General features: G+C 60.2%; 15 protein-coding genes and 2 tRNA genes. 5 read left to right on the top strand and 12 right to left on the bottom strand.

Annotated features, from left to right (window positions below; translation table 11 throughout):
* Nucleotides 1-65: 65 nt before the first annotated feature.
* A complete protein-coding gene (gene rimO, locus AC1DWG_RS12570) occupies nt 66-1403 on the bottom strand; it encodes a 30S ribosomal protein S12 methylthiotransferase RimO (protein WP_008052161.1) in 1338 nt (445 codons plus the stop codon).
* Nucleotides 1404-1696: 293 nt separating this feature from the next.
* Here rimO and AC1DWG_RS12565 point away from each other — a divergent pair, with 293 nt between their 5' ends.
* Nucleotides 1697-3598 carry a potassium transporter Kup gene (locus AC1DWG_RS12565; protein ID WP_477763867.1) on the top strand — a complete coding sequence of 634 codons (1902 nt, stop codon included), beginning with the start codon at nt 1697-1699 and terminating at the stop codon, nt 3596-3598.
* A 251-nt stretch (nt 3599-3849) separates the two neighbouring features.
* Here AC1DWG_RS12565 and AC1DWG_RS12560 read toward each other — a convergent pair whose 3' ends face one another.
* From AC1DWG_RS12560 to AC1DWG_RS12545, 4 genes are all read right to left on the bottom strand, one after another.
* A complete protein-coding gene (locus AC1DWG_RS12560) occupies nt 3850-5151 on the bottom strand; it encodes a virulence factor family protein (RefSeq protein WP_477763866.1) in 1302 nt (433 codons plus the stop codon).
* Complete coding sequence (mprF, locus tag AC1DWG_RS12555; RefSeq protein ID WP_477759810.1) at nt 5151-7793, bottom strand: bifunctional lysylphosphatidylglycerol flippase/synthetase MprF; 2643 nt, start codon at nt 7791-7793, stop codon at nt 5151-5153. Before mprF ends, AC1DWG_RS12560 begins: the two co-directional genes overlap by 1 nt.
* 279 nt (nt 7794-8072) lie before the next feature.
* Nucleotides 8073-8149: transfer RNA gene (locus AC1DWG_RS12550), tRNA-Met, on the bottom strand.
* A 232-nt stretch (nt 8150-8381) separates the two neighbouring features.
* Nucleotides 8382-8458 (bottom strand) — tRNA-Met (locus AC1DWG_RS12545).
* Nucleotides 8459-8758: 300 nt separating this feature from the next.
* Here AC1DWG_RS12545 and dinB point away from each other — a divergent pair.
* Nucleotides 8759-9820, top strand: coding sequence for a DNA polymerase IV (dinB, locus tag AC1DWG_RS12540; RefSeq protein WP_477752988.1), 1062 nt, complete (start codon nt 8759-8761; stop codon nt 9818-9820).
* Between the two features lie 95 nt (nt 9821-9915).
* Here dinB and AC1DWG_RS12535 read toward each other — a convergent pair whose 3' ends face one another.
* From AC1DWG_RS12535 to AC1DWG_RS12520, 4 genes are all read right to left on the bottom strand, one after another.
* Nucleotides 9916-10869, bottom strand: a complete 954-nt coding sequence (locus AC1DWG_RS12535) for a hypothetical protein (RefSeq protein ID WP_477763864.1) — start codon at nt 10867-10869, stop codon at nt 9916-9918.
* A gap of 19 nt (nt 10870-10888) precedes the next feature.
* Nucleotides 10889-12604, bottom strand: a complete 1716-nt coding sequence (locus AC1DWG_RS12530) for a proline--tRNA ligase (protein WP_477787856.1) — start codon at nt 12602-12604, stop codon at nt 10889-10891.
* A gap of 143 nt (nt 12605-12747) precedes the next feature.
* Nucleotides 12748-14307, bottom strand: a complete 1560-nt coding sequence (locus tag AC1DWG_RS12525) for an AmpG family muropeptide MFS transporter (RefSeq protein WP_477763863.1) — start codon at nt 14305-14307, stop codon at nt 12748-12750.
* A 44-nt stretch (nt 14308-14351) separates the two neighbouring features.
* Entirely contained in the window at nt 14352-14705 is a 354-nt protein-coding gene (locus tag AC1DWG_RS12520; RefSeq protein ID WP_477763862.1) for an MGMT family protein, read from the bottom strand.
* Nucleotides 14706-14872: 167 nt separating this feature from the next.
* Here AC1DWG_RS12520 and AC1DWG_RS12515 point away from each other — a divergent pair, with 167 nt between their 5' ends.
* On the top strand, nt 14873-15880 hold the full coding sequence (locus AC1DWG_RS12515; RefSeq protein WP_477763861.1) for a DUF481 domain-containing protein: 1008 nt from the start codon (nt 14873-14875) through the stop codon (nt 15878-15880).
* A gap of 158 nt (nt 15881-16038) precedes the next feature.
* Here the strand turns inward: AC1DWG_RS12515 and AC1DWG_RS12510 are convergent, their stop codons facing one another.
* A complete protein-coding gene (locus AC1DWG_RS12510) occupies nt 16039-16248 on the bottom strand; it encodes a cold-shock protein (protein WP_002554837.1) in 210 nt (69 codons plus the stop codon).
* Nucleotides 16249-16601: 353 nt separating this feature from the next.
* Between AC1DWG_RS12510 and dcd the strand changes: the two genes are divergently transcribed.
* Nucleotides 16602-17168, top strand: a complete 567-nt coding sequence (gene dcd / locus AC1DWG_RS12505; RefSeq protein ID WP_007940589.1) for a dCTP deaminase — start codon at nt 16602-16604, stop codon at nt 17166-17168.
* A gap of 107 nt (nt 17169-17275) precedes the next feature.
* A complete protein-coding gene (locus AC1DWG_RS12500) occupies nt 17276-17485 on the top strand; it encodes a hypothetical protein (RefSeq protein ID WP_033047523.1) in 210 nt (69 codons plus the stop codon).
* 67 nt (nt 17486-17552) lie between these two features.
* Here AC1DWG_RS12500 and AC1DWG_RS12495 read toward each other — a convergent pair whose 3' ends face one another.
* Complete coding sequence (locus tag AC1DWG_RS12495) at nt 17553-18317, bottom strand: ABC transporter ATP-binding protein (RefSeq protein WP_477763860.1); 765 nt, start codon at nt 18315-18317, stop codon at nt 17553-17555.
* A 13-nt stretch (nt 18318-18330) separates the two neighbouring features.
* Nucleotides 18331-19449 (bottom strand): succinylglutamate desuccinylase/aspartoacylase family protein, encoded by a 1119-nt coding sequence (locus AC1DWG_RS12490; protein WP_477787855.1) that lies wholly within the window; start codon nt 19447-19449, stop codon nt 18331-18333.
* Nucleotides 19450-19461 lie beyond the last annotated feature (12 nt).

The following is a 19461-nucleotide window of genomic DNA, read 5'->3' as shown; positions in this document are numbered from 1 at the left end:
AAACGATAGCCGTAAAAAAGCCCCGCATCTCGTCAAGAGAGCGGGGCTTTGCGTATTTTTTGCGTTTAGATCTGTTCAGCCCACAGGTCGTATTCGTCGGCGTCGGTCACTTTGCACCAGACCTTGTCGCCCGGCTTGAGGTTGCTGCCGTTGTCGATGAATACGTTACCGTCGATTTCCGGAGCATCGAAGAAGCAGCGGCCGACCGCGCCTTGCTCGTCGACTTCATCGACCAGCACTTCGATCTCGCGGCCGATGCGCATTTGCAGGCGCGCCGAGCTGATGGCCTGCTGGTGCGCCATGAAGCGCTCCCAGCGGTCCTGCTTGACGTCATCCGGAACAACTTCCAGGTCCAGGTCATTGGCCGGTGCACCTTCTACCGGCGAGTACTGGAAGCAGCCGACGCGGTCGAGCTGGGCTTCAGTCAGCCAGTTCAGCAGGTACTGGAAGTCTTCTTCGGTTTCGCCCGGGAAGCCGACGATGAAGGTCGAACGGATGATCAGGTCCGGGCATATTTCGCGCCAGTTCTTGATCCGTGCCAGGGTCTTGTCTTCGAAAGCCGGGCGTTTCATCGACTTCAGCACTTTCGGGCTGGCGTGCTGGAACGGGATGTCCAGGTACGGCAGGATCTTGCCGGCGGCCATCAGCGGGATCAGCTCGTCAACGTGGGGGTACGGGTAAACGTAGTGCAGGCGAACCCAGACGCCGAGGGTGCTCAGGGCTTCGCAGAGTTCGGTCATGCGGGTTTTCACCGGCGCGCCGTTCCAGAAACCGGTGCGGTATTTCACGTCGACGCCATAGGCGCTGGTGTCCTGGGAGATCACCAACAGCTCTTTGACACCGGACTTGACCAGGCGCTGGGCCTCGTCGAGCACGTCGCCCACCGGACGGCTGACCAGTTTGCCGCGCATCGACGGGATGATGCAGAAGCTGCAGCTGTGGTTGCAGCCTTCGGAAATCTTCAGGTAGGCGTAGTGGCGCGGGGTCAGCTTGATGCCTTGCGGCGGCACCAGGTCGATCAGCGGGTTGTGGTCTTGGCGTGGCGGCACGACTTCGTGCACCGCGTTGACCACTTGCTCGTACTGCTGCGGACCGGTCACGGCCAGCACGCTCGGGTGTACGTTGCGAATGTTGCCTTCTTCGACGCCCATGCAGCCGGTCACGATGACCTTGCCGTTTTCCTTGATGGCTTCGCCGATCACTTCAAGGGACTCGGCCTTGGCCGAATCGATGAAGCCGCAGGTGTTGACGACTACGACGTCGGCGTCCTGGTAGGTGGACACCACGTCATAGCCTTCCATGCGCAGCTGGGTAAGGATGCGCTCGGAGTCGACCAGTGCTTTGGGGCAACCCAGGGATACGAAGCCAACCTTTGGATTGGCCGGCGCAGGAGTGGTGGACATGTCTAACCTCGGTATTTTGTGACGCCGCTTGCCGGGCAGGGCAAAACCGACGGACGGGCGCTTGAACTGCGCCTCTGATCAAAAAGTGCGCAATTCTAGCGATGAGTCGTTCACTTGACCAGCTTTATGCAGGGAAATACGACGAGTGCTGCGCTATGCTTCGCGCCGTTACGCTTTACTGATTTTTTACAGTCAACAAAACGTCTGTAACGTGAAGTAAAACAGCGCATGCTGCACGACAAAGCATAGTGCTTCTTTCAAAGAAGCCCGGGTCTGAGAAGTAGGAGTGGTGGATGGGTCAGGCAAGTAGTCAGGCTGCAGGTGCCGAGCATTCGGCGGTGAAGCCGATCGGCATGCTGGTCGCGGCAGTCGGGGTGGTTTATGGCGATATCGGCACCAGTCCGTTGTACACCCTCAAGGAAGTGTTTTCCGGCGGCTATGGCGTGCCGGTCAACCATGACGGGGTGCTGGGGATTCTGGCACTCATTTTCTGGTCGCTGATCTGGGTCGTGTCGATCAAGTACATGATGTTTGTGCTGCGCGCCGACAACCAGGGCGAAGGCGGGATCATGGCCTTGACCGCACTGGCCCGGCGGGCGGCGGCGGGGCACGCGAAATTGCGCACGTTGCTGGTGGTCTGCGGGCTGATCGGCGCGGCGTTGTTCTATGGCGACAGCATGATCACCCCGGCGATCTCCGTACTGTCGGCGATTGAAGGCCTGGGCCTGGCCTTCGATGGCATCGACCATTGGGTGGTGCCGCTGTCGCTGGTGGTACTGGTCGCGCTGTTTCTGATCCAGAGTCATGGTACTGCGCGGATCGGCATTCTGTTCGGGCCGATCATGGTCGCCTGGTTTTTGGTGTTGGGCGCGTTGGGCGTCTACGGCATCCTTCAACACCCGGAAGTATTGCAGGCAATGAATCCGGTGTGGGGCGTGCGCTTCTTCATCGACCACCCGGGCATGGGCGTGACAATTCTCGGCGCTGTAGTACTGGCATTGACCGGTGCCGAAGCGCTGTACGCGGACATGGGCCACTTCGGCCGCAAGCCGATCGCTCGTGCCTGGTTCATCCTCGTGCTGCCGGCGTTGGTACTGAACTATTTTGGTCAGGGTGCCTTGCTGCTAGGCGACCCGGAAGCGGCCCGCAACCCGTTCTACCTGCTGGCACCCAGCTGGGCATTGATCCCGCTGGTCGGCCTGTCGACCCTGGCCACGGTGATTGCCTCGCAAGCGGTGATTTCCGGTGCGTTCTCCCTGACCCGTCAGGCGATCCAGCTCGGTTACATTCCGCGCATGCACATCCGGCACACCTCCAGTGCAGAACAGGGCCAGATCTACATTGGCGCGGTGAACTGGGCGCTGATGGTCGGCGTGGTGCTGCTGGTGCTGGGTTTTGAATCCTCCGGTGCCCTGGCCTCGGCCTATGGTGTGGCGGTGACCGGGACCATGCTGATGACCACCATCCTGGTGGCGGCAGTGATACTGCTGTTGTGGAAATGGCCACCGCTTCTCGCAGTTCCGGTGCTGCTCGGTTTCCTGCTGGTGGACGGCCTGTACTTTGCCGCCAACGTGCCGAAAATCGTCCAGGGCGGGGCTTTCCCGGTGATCGCCGGTATTGTGCTGTTTGTGTTGATGACTACCTGGAAGCGCGGCAAGCAGCTGCTGGTCGAGCGCCTCGATGAGGGTGGACTGCCGTTGCCGATCTTCATCAGCAGCATTGCCGTACAACCGCCGCATCGAGTTCAGGGCACCGCCGTGTTCCTGACAGCGCGGCCGGATGCCGTGCCCCACGCGTTGTTGCACAACCTGCTGCATAACCAGGTGTTGCACGAGCAAGTGGTGTTGCTGACGGTGGTCTACGAAGACATCCCGCGGGTGCCACCACAACGGCGCTTCGAGGTCGACTCCTACGGCGAAGGTTTCTTCCGCGTAATCCTGCATTTCGGATTCACCGATGAGCCGGACGTACCGCAGGCGCTGAAACTGTGCCACCTCGATGAACTGGATTTCAGCCCGATGCGTACCACCTACTTCCTCAGCCGCGAGACGGTCATTGCCTCCAAGCTCGAAGGCATGGCCCGTTGGCGCGAGGGGTTGTTTGCCTTCATGTTGCAGAACGCCAATGGCAACCTGCGTTTCTTCAATCTGCCGCTAAACCGGGTGATTGAGCTGGGTACTCAGGTCGAGATGTAAGCCTCATCAAAAAGCCCCCGTTGCCATTGCGGCGGCGGGGGCTTTTTTGTGCCTGGGTTCAGCGTGATCCTGTAGGAGCTGGCTTGTCGGATCGCCGCACCGCAGCGAAAGCGGTATGTCTGTGAGACAAATGTTGAATATACCGACGTCTTCGCGGGCAAGCCCGCTCCTACAGGTTGGGTGGCGCACTCGAGAATGAAAAAGCCCCCGCTACCGTGAAGTAGCGGGGGTTCTTGTTCAGCGGGTCCGGATCACTCCTGAGCGGTCGCTTCGGCTTCCTTCGCCTGACGTTTCTCGATCACATCCACCAGACGCTTGGCCAGCGCCGGGTAGTTCTCGTCGAAGTGATGGCCGCCAGGCAGCTTGATGGCTTCGCCCACCGCAGTCTTGTCGGTGCAGCCGCTTTCGTCGGTTTCTTCTTCACCGTAGATGCACACCACTTTGGCGGCTGGCAGCTTGGCCATTTCCGGGCCGGTGGCGGCTTCCTTGCCGGCGTTGCCGAGCCAGCCTTCGACTTCGATCTCGAAGCTGCCGGTACGGGCGAAGGCCAGCAGGATGATCGCGTCGACGCGCTGCTGCTCCGACTCGGCCAGACGGTTGTAGATCGCTGGCAGGACATCGGCGCCGAACGAGTAACCGGTCAGGATGAAGCGCTTGGTGCCCCATTTCTGCCGGTAGTGTTGCATCAGTTCGGCCAGGTCCAGCGCGCTTTGCTCCGGGCTCTTGTGCTGCCAGTAGTAGCGCAGGGTGTCGATACCAACCACCGGGTAGCCGATCTTGGCCATCTCGCCCGCCACGTCGCGGTCGAGATCGCGCCAGCCGCCGTCACCGGACAGGAACAGAGTCACGGTGTCCCTGGCCTGGCCCGCCGGCACTTCGACCACCGGGATCTGCAGGCCGCCAGCGGCCTTGTCACCACCGACGAGGATCTTGCGCAACTCGTTGTTCAGCACTTGTGGCAGGTTGATGTCGTAGTCGCTGATGCTGGTTTCGGCATTGACCTGGTCGCGCACGAAGCCGGCGCTGGTGTCGTCCGGGTTGTCGTTCCATGCCACCAGCCAGTGGCCGTGGGCCGCGCTTTTCGGTAGCAGGTGCGTGCAGCCGGGCTTTTCCAGGGCCAGGTCCACCGAGACGGCCTGGGCCTTGTCGTTCTTCTGCTCGGACAACCAGCGCCAGGCCAGCACGGCGCCCGGGCCGATGCCGCTGACCAGGGTCGCCGGGCCTTTCAGTTCTCTCAGGCCCGATTGCAGGGCTCGGCTTTGCAGCAGGCAGTCCTTGGGCAGGATCACCTGGACAATCTGCGCCGCGCCACTGCGGCTGAGGGTCATCAATTGCTTGTCGCTGAGTTTCTGGTCTTCGTTGACGGCCACCAGTACCTGGGCGCGTGGCGTGGTACCGGGGATGACACGGGTCATCGCCGCACCATCGGCCGGGGTCAGCAATTCGAGGGTCGGTTCCGGTGCCGGGCGTTTCAGGTACCAGTAACCGCCACCGAGAACCAGGGCCACAATCACCAGTGTGCCCAATACATACCGCAAGGAGCGTTGAATCATCAGCGTTTCACCAATCCGGTCAAGCCACCCGCGATCAGGGCAGCAGTGTCGGCCAGCGCAACCAGCGGATCGAGTCCGGCGGGCACGGCCATATAACGGGGTTCCCAATCAGGCTGGAACTTGTCTTTGAAGCGGCGCAAGCCCTGGAAGTTGTACAGCTGCTCACCACGGCGGAATACCATCGAGCCCAGGCGCTGGGTCAATGGCGCGCCGCGACGGGGTTGCAACCCCGACAACGGCACCATGCCCAGGCTGAAACGCGCGTACCCATGGTTTTTATAATGTTGAATCAGGCCGACCATCATGAACTCCATGGTCAGCTTCGGGGCATCCGGGTGCGCGCGCATCAGGTCGAGGCTGGCCAGGTCATGGCCGTAGGTCTCGAGCAGGTTGGCGAACGCCACCGGGCGTCCTTCGAAGCGTATCACCGCGATGCGGAAATACTTGAGGTAGTCATCGCTGAAGCGGCCCAGCGAAAAGCCTTTCTCCCGGACGTTCTTGCCGGTCAGCCAGGCGTCGGAAATCACCTTGAGCTCATCCATCGGCGCGTGGCCCGGCTCATGGATTTCCAGGGACAGGCCGTCACGGGTGCCTCGGTTCCAGGTGTAGCGCAGGTCTTTCATCTCTTTGCCCTTGGCTTCGAGATCAAAACGCTTGAGGTCGACCCGGGCTTCTTCGCCGAGCTTGATCGCGGTCAGGCCGATGTCCATGTAGTACGGCAGGTTCTCTGCGCGCACTTGATAGAACACGGGACGGGCATGGTGGATGTCGCACAGATCGCGGAACTGCCAGATCATTTCCGCCCGTTGCTGGCCCGGGCCGATCGGGTCATACAACGCCACCAGGCTGCGGCCACGGCGGGCGTACATCAGGAACGCCTCGTCGTTGGGGTGAAACAGCAGCGCCTTGTCACCGGTCAGGGCCAGGCCGCCATCCGGTTGGGCCGATGCCATGAGGATCTTGCTGGCGCGCTCCAGTTCGTCGGGCGTCGGCAGGTGAATGACCGGACGCGCGGTGCGCAGCAGCCAGGTCAGCGACACCACCACCAACAGCACGGCAGCCCCGAGCAGCGAACGCAGGCCGCGGGGGGCATCGGCGTCCAGAGTGAACTGCCACCAGAGCTGGTGGCTGTACGGTACATCCTGGTAGGCGAACAGCAGCAACCAGATCGACGCGCCGAGCACGCACAGGCTGGCCACCAGGTACAGCGGCGAGAACGGTACTTCGGTCAGGCGGCTGGGGCGATAGAACGAGCGGCGGAATACCCCGAGCAGGCTCGCCGTCAGCACCATCAGGCTGGCTTCCTCCCAGTCGAAGCCTTTGAGCAGTGAGAGCAGGGCGCCGACCAGCAACAGAATGGTGGTCAGCATCCACGCAGCCGACAGCCGGCGACGCAGCCCCTGGGCCAGCAACAGGCAAAGAACGCCGACCAGGCTGGCACCAAAGTGCGAAGCATCGACCAGTCGATGGGGGATCAGAAACCCGATGTGTTCCAGGCGGGTGTCGATTTCCGGGGTGGCGCCGGAAAAGAGCAGGACAACACCGGACAGGAATACCAGCACCGCCAGTATCGGAGCCGCCAGGCCTGAGGCCGCGCGCAACGTCTGGCGTGTCTGGAACAGGCGCTGACCTTCGTTGATCAGCAACAGCAGGCAGGCCACCAGCAAGGGCAGGACCACGTAGATCAAGCGATAGAGCAGCAGGGCGGCCGCCAGTGGCGCAGCACCGAGGGTGTCGGAAAACGCCGCCAGCAAAATGGCTTCGAACACCCCGACACCGCCCGGCACATGGCTGAGCACGCCTGCAGCCAGCGCCAGCAGGTAAACCAAGAGGAAGGCACCGAAGGGCGGTGCTTCTGGCAGCAGCAGATAGAGCACGGTCGCGGCCGCCGCTACGTCCAGGGCAGTGATGACCAATTGCAGGAACGTCAGGCGACGCCCGGGCAGACGCAAGGTGCGGCGGCCGACCTTGACCAGCAGGTTGTCCGGGTAAGGCTGTTCCGGCAGCCGACGACGGTAGATACCAATGGCCAGCACCGAAAACAGTACGAGCACGGCGCTCGCCACCACGCCCAGCAACGTCTCGGAGAGACCCAGGGCGGTGGATGCCGCTGGCAGGTCGCTGAGCGTCGCCAGGGCGGCCAGCGGCGGCAGGGCGCAACCCAGCGAGAGGCTGGCGAACAGCGTCATGTGGGCGACTTCAGCCGCTCCCAGGCCATGACGGGCATAGAGGCGATAGCGAACCGAACCGCCCGACAGCATTGAAAGACCGATGGCGTTGCCGATGGCAAAGGCCGTGAAACCGCCTAGCGCCAACGTGCGCGGTGCCAGGCTCACCCCGGCATAGCGGCTGGCCGACCATTCGTAGCCGAGCAGAATGATGAAACCCGCCACCGTTGCGGCCAGTGCGCCCATCAAGGCAGGTTTTGGAACTTCGAGGATCGAGTCGTGCAGCGCGTAAAGGTCGAGTTCGCTCAACAGATGGCGACAGGCAATCAGCGCGATCGCGAACAACAGCAGGGTGACCGCCAGGCCAATGGGTTGACGGTATTTGCTTAATCGATCGAGCAGGCGCAGGCGCTCAGCCTTGATCGGTTGTGTCGCTGTGACAGTGTCTTGTGAATCAGACGAGTTGGCGCGCATCAATCACCTCTTGGATTGTGCGCGACAGGATGGGGGTATCCAGCCAAGTTACCAATCCCTGCAGAAAAAAATAATCACAAATATTAACGCCTATCACCGGGCAACGGGGACGGCGCGTCATCAGTCGTGAAGGCTTCAGCCTGCAATAGAGCATAGTCTGAACCCGGCGCATGGGTGCCCCCCAAACGGCTTGCTTCACAGTGACAGGTCATTGTTGCGAAAGGACTTTTTCAACAGATACAAAAAAGGCCACTCTTTCGAGTAGCCTTTTTTGATGTTTGGTTGCGGGAGCCGGATTTGAACCGACGACCTTCGGGTTATGAGCCCGACGAGCTACCAGACTGCTCCATCCCGCGTCTGTGTGGCGGCATTCTATAGAGATACGCCGGGGTGTCAACCGTTAATCCTGAATCAGGTCAAATAAACGTTGAATCGCGGCAAACGGTCGCGGCGATGGCCTAAGTTTCGGAATCAGAACGATTTCCGGTTTCGGTGTCATTGAGTATCCAGGCCTTGTTTCGGCGTTCGGCGCTACAAAACGAGCGCGCACAAAAAAGGCCACTCTTTCGAGTAGCCTTTTTTGATGTTTGGTTGCGGGAGCCGGATTTGAACCGACGACCTTCGGGTTATGAGCCCGACGAGCTACCAGACTGCTCCATCCCGCGTCTGTGTGGCTCATTCTATAGATATGCGCTCGGGTGTCAACCTCAAATTCCGATAAAATCTCTTCCCGTTCAATCGGTTAGCGTTCAAAAGGGGAGGTCGATCGGTCTGTGAGGCAGGCAGGACAAGGCCTGCGCGTCTATTGAAAGTAATTTTTCGATTGAGAAAATAAATTCACAATCGAATCTTCCTACGATTGGAAAAGAACATTCAGACTACTGGTGCTATATACAGGTGTCAGTGAGATACTGTTTGTCCGGCATGCCATGACGCCTTTTCTTTGCCATGAACACGGCTTTGCTATGACTCAACGCAAGATCATCCACGTCGATTGTGACTGCTTCTATGCAGCCATCGAAATGCGCGACGACCCACGCCTCGCCGGTAAACCACTGGCGGTAGGTGGGGCGGCGGACCGGCGCGGGGTGATCGCCACCTGCAATTATGAGGCGCGAGCGTACGGGGTGCGTTCGGCGATGTCCTCCGGGCATGCCTTGAAGCTGTGCCCGGACCTGACCATCGTCAAGCCACGCATGGACGCCTATAGAGAAGCGTCCAGGGAAATCCACACGATCTTTCGCGATTACACCGAGATCATCGAGCCGCTCTCGCTCGATGAGGCGTACCTCGATGTGTCGGACAGTGCGCATTTCGGTGGTAGCGCAACGCGCATTGCCCAGGACATCCGGCGCCGGGTCTCCAACCAGTTGCATATCACCGTGTCGGCGGGTGTGGCGCCGAACAAGTTTCTGGCCAAGATCGCCAGTGACTGGAAAAAGCCCAATGGCCTGTTCGTCATCACTCCGGACCAGGTCGAGGATTTTGTCAGTGGCTTGCCAGTGAGCAAATTGCACGGGGTCGGAAAAGTCACCGCCGACAAACTCGGCAAGCTGGGGATTACCGATTGCCTGCAATTGCGCGAGTGGGACAAGTTGGCGCTGGTGCGTGAATTCGGCAGCTTTGGCGAGCGACTCTGGAGCCTGGCCCGTGGGATCGATGACCGCGTGGTACATAACGACAGTCGCCGTCAGTCGATCAGTGTTGAAAATACCTATGACGTCGATCTGCCAGATCTGAAGAGTTGCCTGGATAAATTGCCCGAGCTGCTGGAGACCCTGGTTGGCCGCATGGCGCGAATTGACAGCAGCTATCGTCCGGGCAAGCCATTCGTCAAAGTGAAGTTCCACGACTTCACCCAGACTACATTGGAGCAGGCCGGGGCAGGGCGGGATCTGGGGAGTTATCAGTTGATGTTGACCCAGGCTTTCAATCGCGGCGGTAAACCGGTGCGGTTGTTGGGCGTCGGCGTGCGGCTGGAGGACTTGCGGGGCGGGTTCGAGCAGATGGAGTTGTTTGAGCGGTAAATTCTGAAACACAAAAGATCGCAGCCTGCGGCAGCTCCTACAGAAGAACGCGATCTGTTGTAGGAGCTGCCGCAGGCTGCGATCTTTTTTGGGGTTTAGTTCAGCCCCGGATTCGCCACCAGTCGCTCGCCATTGCGGGCCAGCGACTTCAGGAACTCGCTCTGCAATTCAGGATCATTGCGCGTCAGTTCGATCAGGCTCTGTTCCAGCTCACTGGCTTCCTCTTCAAGACCCAGCTCCGACAGGCGTTTGACCCGGTGGACCCATTGGCTGACTTCGTCACCTTCGAGATCGTCATAAATCAACCCGTGGGCCTCATAGAGCTTGCTGCGCAAGTTGCTGCTGATGACCAGTGTGGAGTCGTTGTGCACGTTGCCCTGGGCATCCTCAACGCGGATCAGCAAGCGGCTCAGATGGTTGATGTCATGTTCGGCGAACGGGTTGTCCAGCAGATTCAGGCGTAACACGCCGTTTTTGTCGGTGGTCAGCTCGAAGGTTTCCTTGCCGGCCTTGACCTCGACCGGGCGCTCGCTCCAGGGCAGGCTTGAGTATTCCGTACGCTTGTCGCGCTGGACTTCATCAATGCCGGCCAGGTTCTGCTGCGCGCGACCGTGGGACTGCACGTTCATGAACGGGTTGAGCCCGGCGAAACCGTAGCTCAGCCAATCCTTGGTCACGCTGTCCGGCAGATTGCCGAGGGCGAACACATTGACCACGTTGGCACCGACACCCGCCACCACGGCCACCGCGCCCAGCGGGATTTCGTAAATCTCCCGCCAGGGTTGGTACGGCGTATAGCGGTCGTAGTGACGCGTGACTTCGTACTCGGTGACTTCGAAAGTCTTCTGCTCGTGAATTTTCACCCGCCGTTGCGGCAGCTCAAGCACCTTGGGCTCACCGACATCGATCTGCAGGCTGTGATCGAGCAATTTGCGCTCGACCCGTTCCTCTTGCTCGCTGCGTTGTGACATGTGGTTGGCACAGCCACTGACCAGCAGGGTGCCGCACAAGGCGGCACCACCGAGGCCTAAGGTGTTTCGCTTGAACATGACGCCTCTATATCTGGTATCAGCGGCGGATGCGAGCCTGAAGGAAGGACAGTACGTCGGCGACCGGCAGCGCTTGTGCGTCGGCCTCGGTACGGCTCTTGTATTCCAGGTTGCCTTCGGCCAGGCCGCGGTCGCTGACCACGATCCGGTGTGGAATGCCGATCAGCTCCATGTCCGCGAACTTGATGCCTGGGCTGGTTTTCTTGTCACGGTCGTCGAGCAGCACTTCAAAGCCGGCAGCGGTGAGTTCCGCGTACAGCTTGTCGGTGGCTTCACGAACCTGTTCGGTTTCGTAGCGCAGCGGTACCAGGGCAATCTGGAACGGCGCGAGAGTGTCGCTCCAGATGATCCCGTTTTCGTCGTTGTTCTGCTCGATGGCCGCCGCTACCACGCGGGACACGCCGATGCCGTAGCAGCCCATTTCCAGGGTGACCGGCTTGCCGTTTTCGCCCAGCACTTCGCACTTCATCGCTTTGCTGTACTTGTTGCCCAGCTGGAAGATGTGCCCGACTTCGATGCCGCGCTTGATTTCCAGGGTGCCTTTGCCGTCCGGGCTCGGGTCGCCGGCCACAACGTTGCGCAGGTCGGCAACGGTCGGAACAGGCAAGTCGCGCTCCCAGTTCACGCCGAAGTAGTGCTTGTCGTCGATGTTGGCGCCGATGCCGAAATCGCTCATCAGTTCGACCGAGCGGTCGATGATGATCGGCAGGGGCAGGTTCAACGGACCCAGGGAACCGGCACCGGCGCCAATGGCGTCGCGCAGTTCGCTTTCCGAGGCCATGACCAGCGGGCTGGCAACGCCTGGCTGGTTGGCCGCCTTGATTTCGTTCAGCTCATGGTCGCCACGGATGATCAGGGCAATCAGCTTGCCTTCCTCTTCCGCGTGCACCACGAGGGTCTTGATGGTTTTCTCGATCGGCAGGTTGAAGCCTTCGACCAGTTGCGCAATGGTCTTGGCATTCGGCGTGTCGACCAGACGCAGTTCTTCGGTCGGAGCGGCGCGCGAGGTTTCCCGTGGCACGGCCTCGGCTTTCTCGATGTTCGCCGCGTAGTCGGAACCGTTACTGAAGACGATGTCGTCTTCGCCCGATTCGGCCAGAACGTGGAACTCGTGGGAACCGGCGCCGCCGATGGAGCCGTTGTCGGCTTCAACAGGGCGGAACCTCAGGCCCAGACGGGTGAACACGTTGCAGTAAGCCTGGTGCATGCGGTCGTAGGTGACCTGCAGCGAAGGCTGGTCGGCGTGGAACGAGTAGGCGTCCTTCATGATGAATTCGCGGCCACGCATCAAGCCGAAGCGTGGGCGGATTTCGTCACGGAATTTGGTCTGGATCTGGTACAGGTTGATTGGCAACTGCTTGTAGCTGCTCAATTCGTTGCGCATCAGATCGGTGATGACTTCTTCGTGGGTGGGACCTGCGCAGAAGTCGCGACCGTGGCGATCCTTGAAGCGCAGCAATTCAGGGCCGTACTCTTCCCAGCGCCCGGATTCCTGCCACAGCTCAGCCGGTTGCGTGCTCGGCATCAACACTTCGAGAGAGCCGGCGGCGTTCATTTCTTCGCGAACGACGGCTTCGACCTTGCGCATTACCCGCAAGCCCATCGGCAGCCAGGTGTACAGGCCCGAGGCGAGTTTGCGGATCATGCCAGCGCGCAGCATCAGCTGGTGGCTGATCACGACCGCGTCGGAAGGCGTTTCTTTTTGTGTGGCGAGCAAAAATTGACTGGTGCGCATGGTTGGCCGTTATCGATTGCTGATGACGAGAAATGACGGAGCATTGTACGGGCGAGATCCGCTGGCGTACAGGCGTGCGGTCGGTGGTGTGGCAGGAGGGCGTGATTCACACGGCCCTCCGCGATTCTTCCTGCGTAATGAGCCTACGATTCTTCAGCGACCGGGGTCTGCACCGGTTCCGGTGTCGGTGTCGGACCTGCGCGGCGGTTCTCCTGGAACCAGTGCAAGGCGATCAACAGCAGGGTCGGGACGCCCAGCAGGGCGGTGATCAGGAAGAAGTCGTGGTAACCGAATTTTTCCACCATGACCCCGGAGTAGCCACCGATCAGGCGCGGCAGCAACAGCATGATCGAGCTGAGCAGGGCGTATTGGGTGGCGGAGAACTTGAGGTTGGTCAGGCTCGACAGGTAGGCGACGAACGCCGAAGTCGCCAGGCCTGAACTGAAGTTGTCCAGGGAGATGGTCAGCACCAGCATGTTCAGGTTGGGGCCCATGTCGGCGAGCATCAGGAACAGGATGTTGGTCGCCGCGGATGCGACGCCACCGATGAACAGGATCGGCAGGATGCCGAAACGCACGATCAGCAGGCCGCCCATGCCGGCACCCACCAGGGTCATGATCAGGCCGAAGATTTTGCTGACGCTGGCGATCTGGTCCTTGGTGAAGCCCTGGTCGATGTAGAACACGTTGGCCATCACGCCCATGACCGTATCGGACATCCGATAGGTGGCGATCAAGCCGAGTAGCAGCAGCGCTTGCCAGCGGTATCGCAGGATGAAGTCGTTGACTGGCGTGAGCACCGGTGCCAGGCCGCGACGGCCCATGGCCGAGAGGCACAGGGCAGTGAGCGTGATATAGAGGATGGCCCGCAGGAGCGCGCGGTCTTCGAGCAGCAGGTCGAGCACGCTCACGCCTTCGAACAGTACGCTGGCGAAGTCGGTGTAGTAGAGCTGGGTGAACATGGCCGGCACGGACACCAGCAATATGATCAGCACGAACACCGAGGCCAGTTGATGCACGAAGCTGTAGCGTCCGGCCTGCAGTTGCGTGCGCAACGGCACGGGTGGTTCACGCATGAACATGGAAGTCAGCAGTACCGGGACCATCAGCACCCCGAACAGAATGTAAGTGCCGGCCCAGGCCGAATGCTTGTAGTTGAAGCCGGTGGAGCCAAAGCCTTCGGCGAAGTACAGCGCGCCTGCAGTCGCCAGCAGCGCGGCGACCCGGTAGCCGGACATGTAGCTGGCGGCCAGAGCGGCCTGACGATTGTCTTCGGCGATTTCCAGGCGATAGGCGTCTACCGCAATATCCTGCGTCGCTGATGCGAAAGCGACGACCACGGCAATGGCGATCAGCCAGGACAAATGTTTTTGCGGGTCGCAGAAACCCATCCCGATCAGGCCAAGGATGACCAGTGCCTGGGACAGCACGAGCCAGGATCGTCGTCGACCGAGTTTGCCAAGCAATGGCAGTCGCCATTGGTCGAGCAACGGTGACCAGACCCATTTGAAGGCATACGCCAGGCCAATCAGGCTTGCATAGCCAATGGTTTCACGCGCCACGCCAGCCTCACGCAGCCAGACTGAAAGCGTCGAAAACACCAGCATGTAGGGCAGGCCGGCGGCGAAACCAAGCAGCAACAGCACGAGTGTCGAAGGGCTGGCATAAGCGGCGAGCGCGGCGCGCCAGGTTTTACGGGGCATGGGCTGGAGTCTGCCTCAAGAAATACGGAAACAAAGCGCGCACTCTAACCGCTGTGCTCTACCGGACGCCAGCCATGGCGCTGAATATCAACACGATTATTCAGGATACTGATGCCCTCCATGCGTAATCGTGCGCGCTGCTCATCGCCCGAAGGGCTGCCGACCGGCAGGCTGATACGCCCGTTTGCACCCAGAACGCGATGCCAGGGTAATTTGCTGTCGCTCGGCAATTGGTTGAGGGTGCGGCCGACCCAGCGGGCGGCGCGACCCAGTCCTGCAAGCTCGGCCAATTGACCGTAGCTGATGACTTTGCCCTCGGGAACTTGCGCCAGTGTCAGATACAGCGCCGTGCGTCGGATTTGCGCTGCACTCTCGGGTTCATCGGTTGGATCGGTCACGTCCGTCAGTCCTGAAGAAGTTTGCTTTACCGTCTTTAGAGTAATTCCTGTACGGATAGTTGAGAAATGGACTCAACAGAAATAGTCGGGTCAGTCCTTGTCAGGACATCATTCCTACGGATAATGCCGACTTTACTCGCAAGTCCGAGTCCGTATTTTGCTTATTTATGTTGTCCAGATCCCTGCTATGTCTCGCCGTCCTTGGTGCTTCTTCTCCTTTGTTAGCCGATACCGTGTGGTTGAAGAACGGTGACAAGCTGAGCGGCAAGATCACGCTGTTCGATGGCGGCAAGCTGCTGATCCAGACCGAGTACGCGGGAGCGGTGACGATCGACTGGAAACAGGTCAAGACCCTGGACAGCGATCAGGAGTTGCTGGTCAAGCAGGATGCCTACAGTGGCGAGAAAGCGAAGTCGCTGAAAGCGGCGGACGCCGGCAAGGTGACGCTGGCCAATGGCGACGCACCGAAGACGGTCGAATTGGCGAGCATTCAGCAGATTCTCAAGCCAAAACCGGTGGTTGAGGATCTGGTGTGGAAAGGCAACGTCGATATCGCGCTGGATTACCAGCGGGCGGAAAACGACACCGATGACTACGACATCGATTTCAAGACCAGTGCGCGACACGGTCGCTGGCGGCACACCGCCGAAGGTGAATACAACCGTGAGTTCCAGGACGACGTGGTGACCACGGACAACTGGCGGGCCGAGTACTCCATCGACCGATTCCTGACCGACCAATGGTTCTGGCAGGGGCGCCTGGTGTACAAGCGCGACAAGGTCGAAGACCTTTCCCGTCAGCGCACCGTCGGTACCGGTCCCGGCTATCAGTTCTGGGATGACGAGCTCGGGGCGTTCTCCCTGGGCTCGCTGGTCAACCGCACGGACTATGAGTTCTCCGATGGCAGCAAGGTCAATTTCTACGCCCTGGCCATGAAATGGGACTACAACCGCTACCTGATCGGCAAACGCGTCGAGTTCTTCACCAATGGTGAGGTCGGCAAGCCGCTGTCGGATGTGGCCGACTACGCACTCGATGCCGAGATGGGGTTGCGCTACAAGGTGACTGACTGGGCTTCGCTGAACCTGAAGGCGGAGCGGGACATCATCAGCGGCACCGACGATGCGGATCTGGACAAGACACGCTACACCGCAGGATTTGGCGTGACTTGGTAAGACGCTAAAAGATCGCAGCCTGCGGCAGCTCCTACAGGGGAGTTATGTTCACCCTGTAGGCGCTGCCGCAGGCTGCGATCTTTTTACCTGTGAAAAACACACAGGCACAAAAAAGCCCCGCTGTTGAGGGCGGGGCTTTTTACTAAAGCAAGTACAAGTTAGATAACTTGAACTTCTTCAGCTTGCATGCCTTTCTGACCGCGGGTAGCGATGAAAGAAACCTGTTGGCCTTCTTTCAGGCTTTTGAAGCCGTCGGACTGGATAGCTTTGAAGTGAACGAACAGGTCGTCACCGGATTGTGGAGTGATGAAGCCGAAGCCTTTTTCATCGTTGAACCACTTAACGGTACCGGTTTGGCGATTAGACATGGTGTAACTCCTTGAACAAAGATAACTGCGACTCAGGAAGAACCCTGGCCGAGACTGAGTGCAAAGAGCAGGAAAAATTCTTGTAGATGGTTGGATCGAAATTCAACATATCGTGTAGAGATTCTCAGTGACACAAGCAGCACAGTGACGCCACCTTAACCCTTTTTCCTGAACGTGCCAATGCTTCTTGCGAAGGTTTCTCTGATTTAAGGATCGGCGGTGTGACGGTTCGTCGCCAGCGCAGGCAATTCCTGCCTGTTCGGCGAGAATTGCACCGCGGACTTTGAACCCGGCGGCGCGCCCGGTAAGATGCCGGACAGAATTTTTCGACCTCGCTATTCAGGACAACCGCCATGAGCATCAAATCGGACAAGTGGATTCGCCGCATGGCGCAGGAACACGGCATGATCGAGCCTTTCGTCGAGCGCCAGATGCGCGGCAGCGACGATAGCCGTGTGATCTCCTATGGCGTGTCGAGCTACGGCTACGATGTGCGTTGCACCAATCATTTCAAGGTGTTCACCAACATCAATTCGGCCATCGTCGACCCGAAGAACTTCGATGCCGGCAGCTTCGTCGACATCCACAGCGACGTGTGCATCATTCCGCCGAACTCGTTCGCCCTGGCCAGCACCGTCGAATACTTCCGCATTCCGCGCAATGTATTGACCATTTGCCTGGGTAAAAGCACCTACGCGCGCTGCGGCATCATCGTCAACGTCACGCCGCTCGAGCCTGAGTGGGAAGGTCACGTGACCCTGGAGTTCTCCAACACCACCAATCTGCCGGCGAAAATCTACGCGAACGAAGGCGTGGCGCAGATGCTGTTCCTTGAGTCTGACGAAGAATGTGAAGTGTCCTACAAGGACCGTGGCGGCAAGTATCAGGGCCAGCGTGGCGTGACCCTGCCTCGCACCTGAGTCAGCCGTCTGACAAATGTCGGGAATTCCTGAGCGGGCGTACACTCTATGGGGTGTACTGTTCCGACCCGCGCAAGGCGGGTCGGGCCATCGCTCAGGAGTGCCGAATGAAGATCGATCCGCGAATCAGTGCCGAACTGGCAAGGCTTGAACCCAATCAGGTGGGTGTTCTGGCCTGGTCGTTGTTGGCTCATCCGCCCGTCAGCATGGCAGGGGGGATCCCCGGCCAGCCTGATCCTGATACCCCGAATGAACAGCCTAACGAGCCGGGCGAGCCGACCCTGCCGGATGAGCCACCGCCTGCGCCTGTTGCCTGATTACCCGGACACTACCAATCAAATGTAGGCGCGAGCAGGCTCGCTCCTACAGGAATGTCTGTAGCCGTTACTTAAGGTTGCCGCTGAGGAACTGCTTCAACCGCTCGCTTTTCGGAGTGCCCAGTACGTCTTCCGGCGCGCCTTCTTCCTCAACCAGGCCCTGGTGCAGAAACAGCACCTGGCTCGACACTTTGCGGGCGAAGCTCATTTCGTGGGTCACCATGATCATGGTCCGGCCTTCTTCGGCCAGGCCCTGGATCACCTTCAGCACTTCACCCACCAGTTCCGGGTCCAGCGCCGAGGTCGGTTCGTCGAACAGCATGACTTCCGGCTCCATGGCCAGTGCGCGGGCAATCGCTACCCGCTGTTGCTGACCGCCGGACAGGAATGCCGGGTATTGGTCCGCCACACGGGAGGCCAGCCCCACCTTGTCGAGGTAGCGCCGGGCGCGGTCCTCGGCTTCTTTCCTGTCACACCCCAGCACCCGGCGCGGGGCCATGGTGATGTTTTCCAGCACCGTCATGTGGCTCCACAGGTTGAAGTGCTGGAACACCATGGCCAGGCGGGTGCGAATCCGCTGCAGTTCATCGGCATCGGCCACGTGCATGCCGTGACGATCCTTGATCATGCGGATGTTCTGCCCGTCGAGGCTCATGGCGCCGTCGTTGGGTTGTTCCAGAAAGTTGATGCAGCGCAGAAAGGTACTTTTACCCGAGCCGCTGGCGCCGATCAGGCTGATGACGTCGCCGGTCCTGGCCTTGAGCGAAACACCTTTGAGGACTTCATGGTCGCCATAGCTTTTATGCAGGCCTTCGATGGTCAATTTGTACATGGGGCGTGCATCCTCAAGGCGAAAGTAGATAGCCGCTGCGATAGGCTTCGGTGCCCGCGACGTGGGCGATCACCATGCCGGCAGTGGCCATGCGACGCAGCGAACGGGCGTACATCAGCCCGGCGGCGGAGCAGTGAACGGGAGTGACGCGATCGTTGACCGGATCAATGATCTCGGCGATCAGTTGCCCGGCTTCCAGGTACTGGCCGGGCCGCGCGGTGAACACCAGCAGGCCGCCGACGGGCGTGGCCACCGGTTCTACACCGGCCAGCGGTGTCGCCGGATAGGGCAGGTCGGGCAGGGGCGCGGGTTCGCCGGCGATCGCGCCGAAATGGATCAGGTAATCGATCAGTGCCTGGCAATCGAGGCTCGCCAGCGGGTGATTGACGTCGCCCTGGCCGCGCAGTTCGACGGTCACCGAAAAACTGCCCGGCGCAATGTCGAAGTGCTCGCCGAAGCGCTCCTTCAACTGCCACCAGAGCAGGGTGAAGCATTCGTCGAACGACTGACCGCCGGAATCGGTTGCCAGCAGGCTGGCTTCGGCGCCGATATAACGGGCCAGCGGCTCGACCAGTGGCCAGGCATCCGGCGTGGTGTAGAGGTGAGCGACCGCTTCGAAATCGCAATGCAGATCGAGCACCATGTCGGCGTCGCAGGCCAGCCGTTGCAGGGTCAGGCGCTGGGATTGCAATTGGGTGTTGGCGGTCTGCCGGGCCAGCGCATCGCACAGGCTGCTGCGGATCAGTTGCAGGTTGTGCTGCGGATCGTCACTGAGCTTGCCCTCTATCGCGTTGCCGACTTCCTCACTGAGGTCGACGAACCAGCGGTTGAAGTTCTGGCCGCTTTCCAGCTCGTAGCGGCCCAGCGGCACATCCATCAGCACCTGTTCCAGGCCCACCGGGTTGGCGATGGGCACCAGCACGATTTCGCTGCGCAGGCGACCGGCGGCTTCGAGCTCCGCCAGGCGTTGCTTGAGGTGCCAGGCCACCAGCATGCCGGGCATTTCGTCGGCGTGCAGGGAGGCCTGGATGTAGATCTTGCCGTTGGCCGGTTGTGGGCCGAAGTGAAAACTGTGGATCTGTCGCGCGGTGCCCGGCAGCGGGGCCAGCAGGTCATGTTTCTGGTGGCGCATCTGTTGTTTCCT

Source organism: Pseudomonas sp. P4_B3 (genome assembly GCF_056402295.1).
The sequence above is the reverse complement of the archived record's forward strand: the minus strand, read 5'-3'. Positions and strand labels throughout refer to the sequence as shown.

Bases quoted from the DNA above. Each gene is read 5' to 3' on its own strand.
- AC1DWG_RS12560 (WP_477763866.1), bottom strand. From the start codon at position 5,151: ATGATTCAACGCTCCTTGCGGTATGTATTGGGCACACTGGTGATTGTG.
- AC1DWG_RS12500 (WP_033047523.1), top strand. From the start codon at position 17,276: ATGAAGATCGATCCGCGAATCAGTGCCGAACTGGCAAGGCTTGAACCC.
- AC1DWG_RS12510 (WP_002554837.1), bottom strand. From the start codon at position 16,248: ATGTCTAATCGCCAAACCGGTACCGTTAAGTGGTTCAACGATGAAAAA.
- AC1DWG_RS12530 (WP_477787856.1), bottom strand. From the start codon at position 12,604: ATGCGCACCAGTCAATTTTTGCTCGCCACACAAAAAGAAACGCCTTCC.
- AC1DWG_RS12490 (WP_477787855.1), bottom strand. From the start codon at position 19,449: ATGCGCCACCAGAAACATGACCTGCTGGCCCCGCTGCCGGGCACCGCG.
- AC1DWG_RS12495 (WP_477763860.1), bottom strand. From the start codon at position 18,317: ATGTACAAATTGACCATCGAAGGCCTGCATAAAAGCTATGGCGACCAT.
- AC1DWG_RS12515 (WP_477763861.1), top strand. From the start codon at position 14,873: ATGTTGTCCAGATCCCTGCTATGTCTCGCCGTCCTTGGTGCTTCTTCT.
- AC1DWG_RS12565 (WP_477763867.1), top strand. From the start codon at position 1,697: ATGGGTCAGGCAAGTAGTCAGGCTGCAGGTGCCGAGCATTCGGCGGTG.
- AC1DWG_RS12525 (WP_477763863.1), bottom strand. From the start codon at position 14,307: ATGCCCCGTAAAACCTGGCGCGCCGCGCTCGCCGCTTATGCCAGCCCT.
- dinB (WP_477752988.1), top strand. From the start codon at position 8,759: ATGACTCAACGCAAGATCATCCACGTCGATTGTGACTGCTTCTATGCA.
- AC1DWG_RS12535 (WP_477763864.1), bottom strand. From the start codon at position 10,869: ATGTTCAAGCGAAACACCTTAGGCCTCGGTGGTGCCGCCTTGTGCGGC.
- rimO (WP_008052161.1), bottom strand. From the start codon at position 1,403: ATGTCCACCACTCCTGCGCCGGCCAATCCAAAGGTTGGCTTCGTATCC.
- dcd (WP_007940589.1), top strand. From the start codon at position 16,602: ATGAGCATCAAATCGGACAAGTGGATTCGCCGCATGGCGCAGGAACAC.
- mprF (WP_477759810.1), bottom strand. From the start codon at position 7,793: ATGCGCGCCAACTCGTCTGATTCACAAGACACTGTCACAGCGACACAA.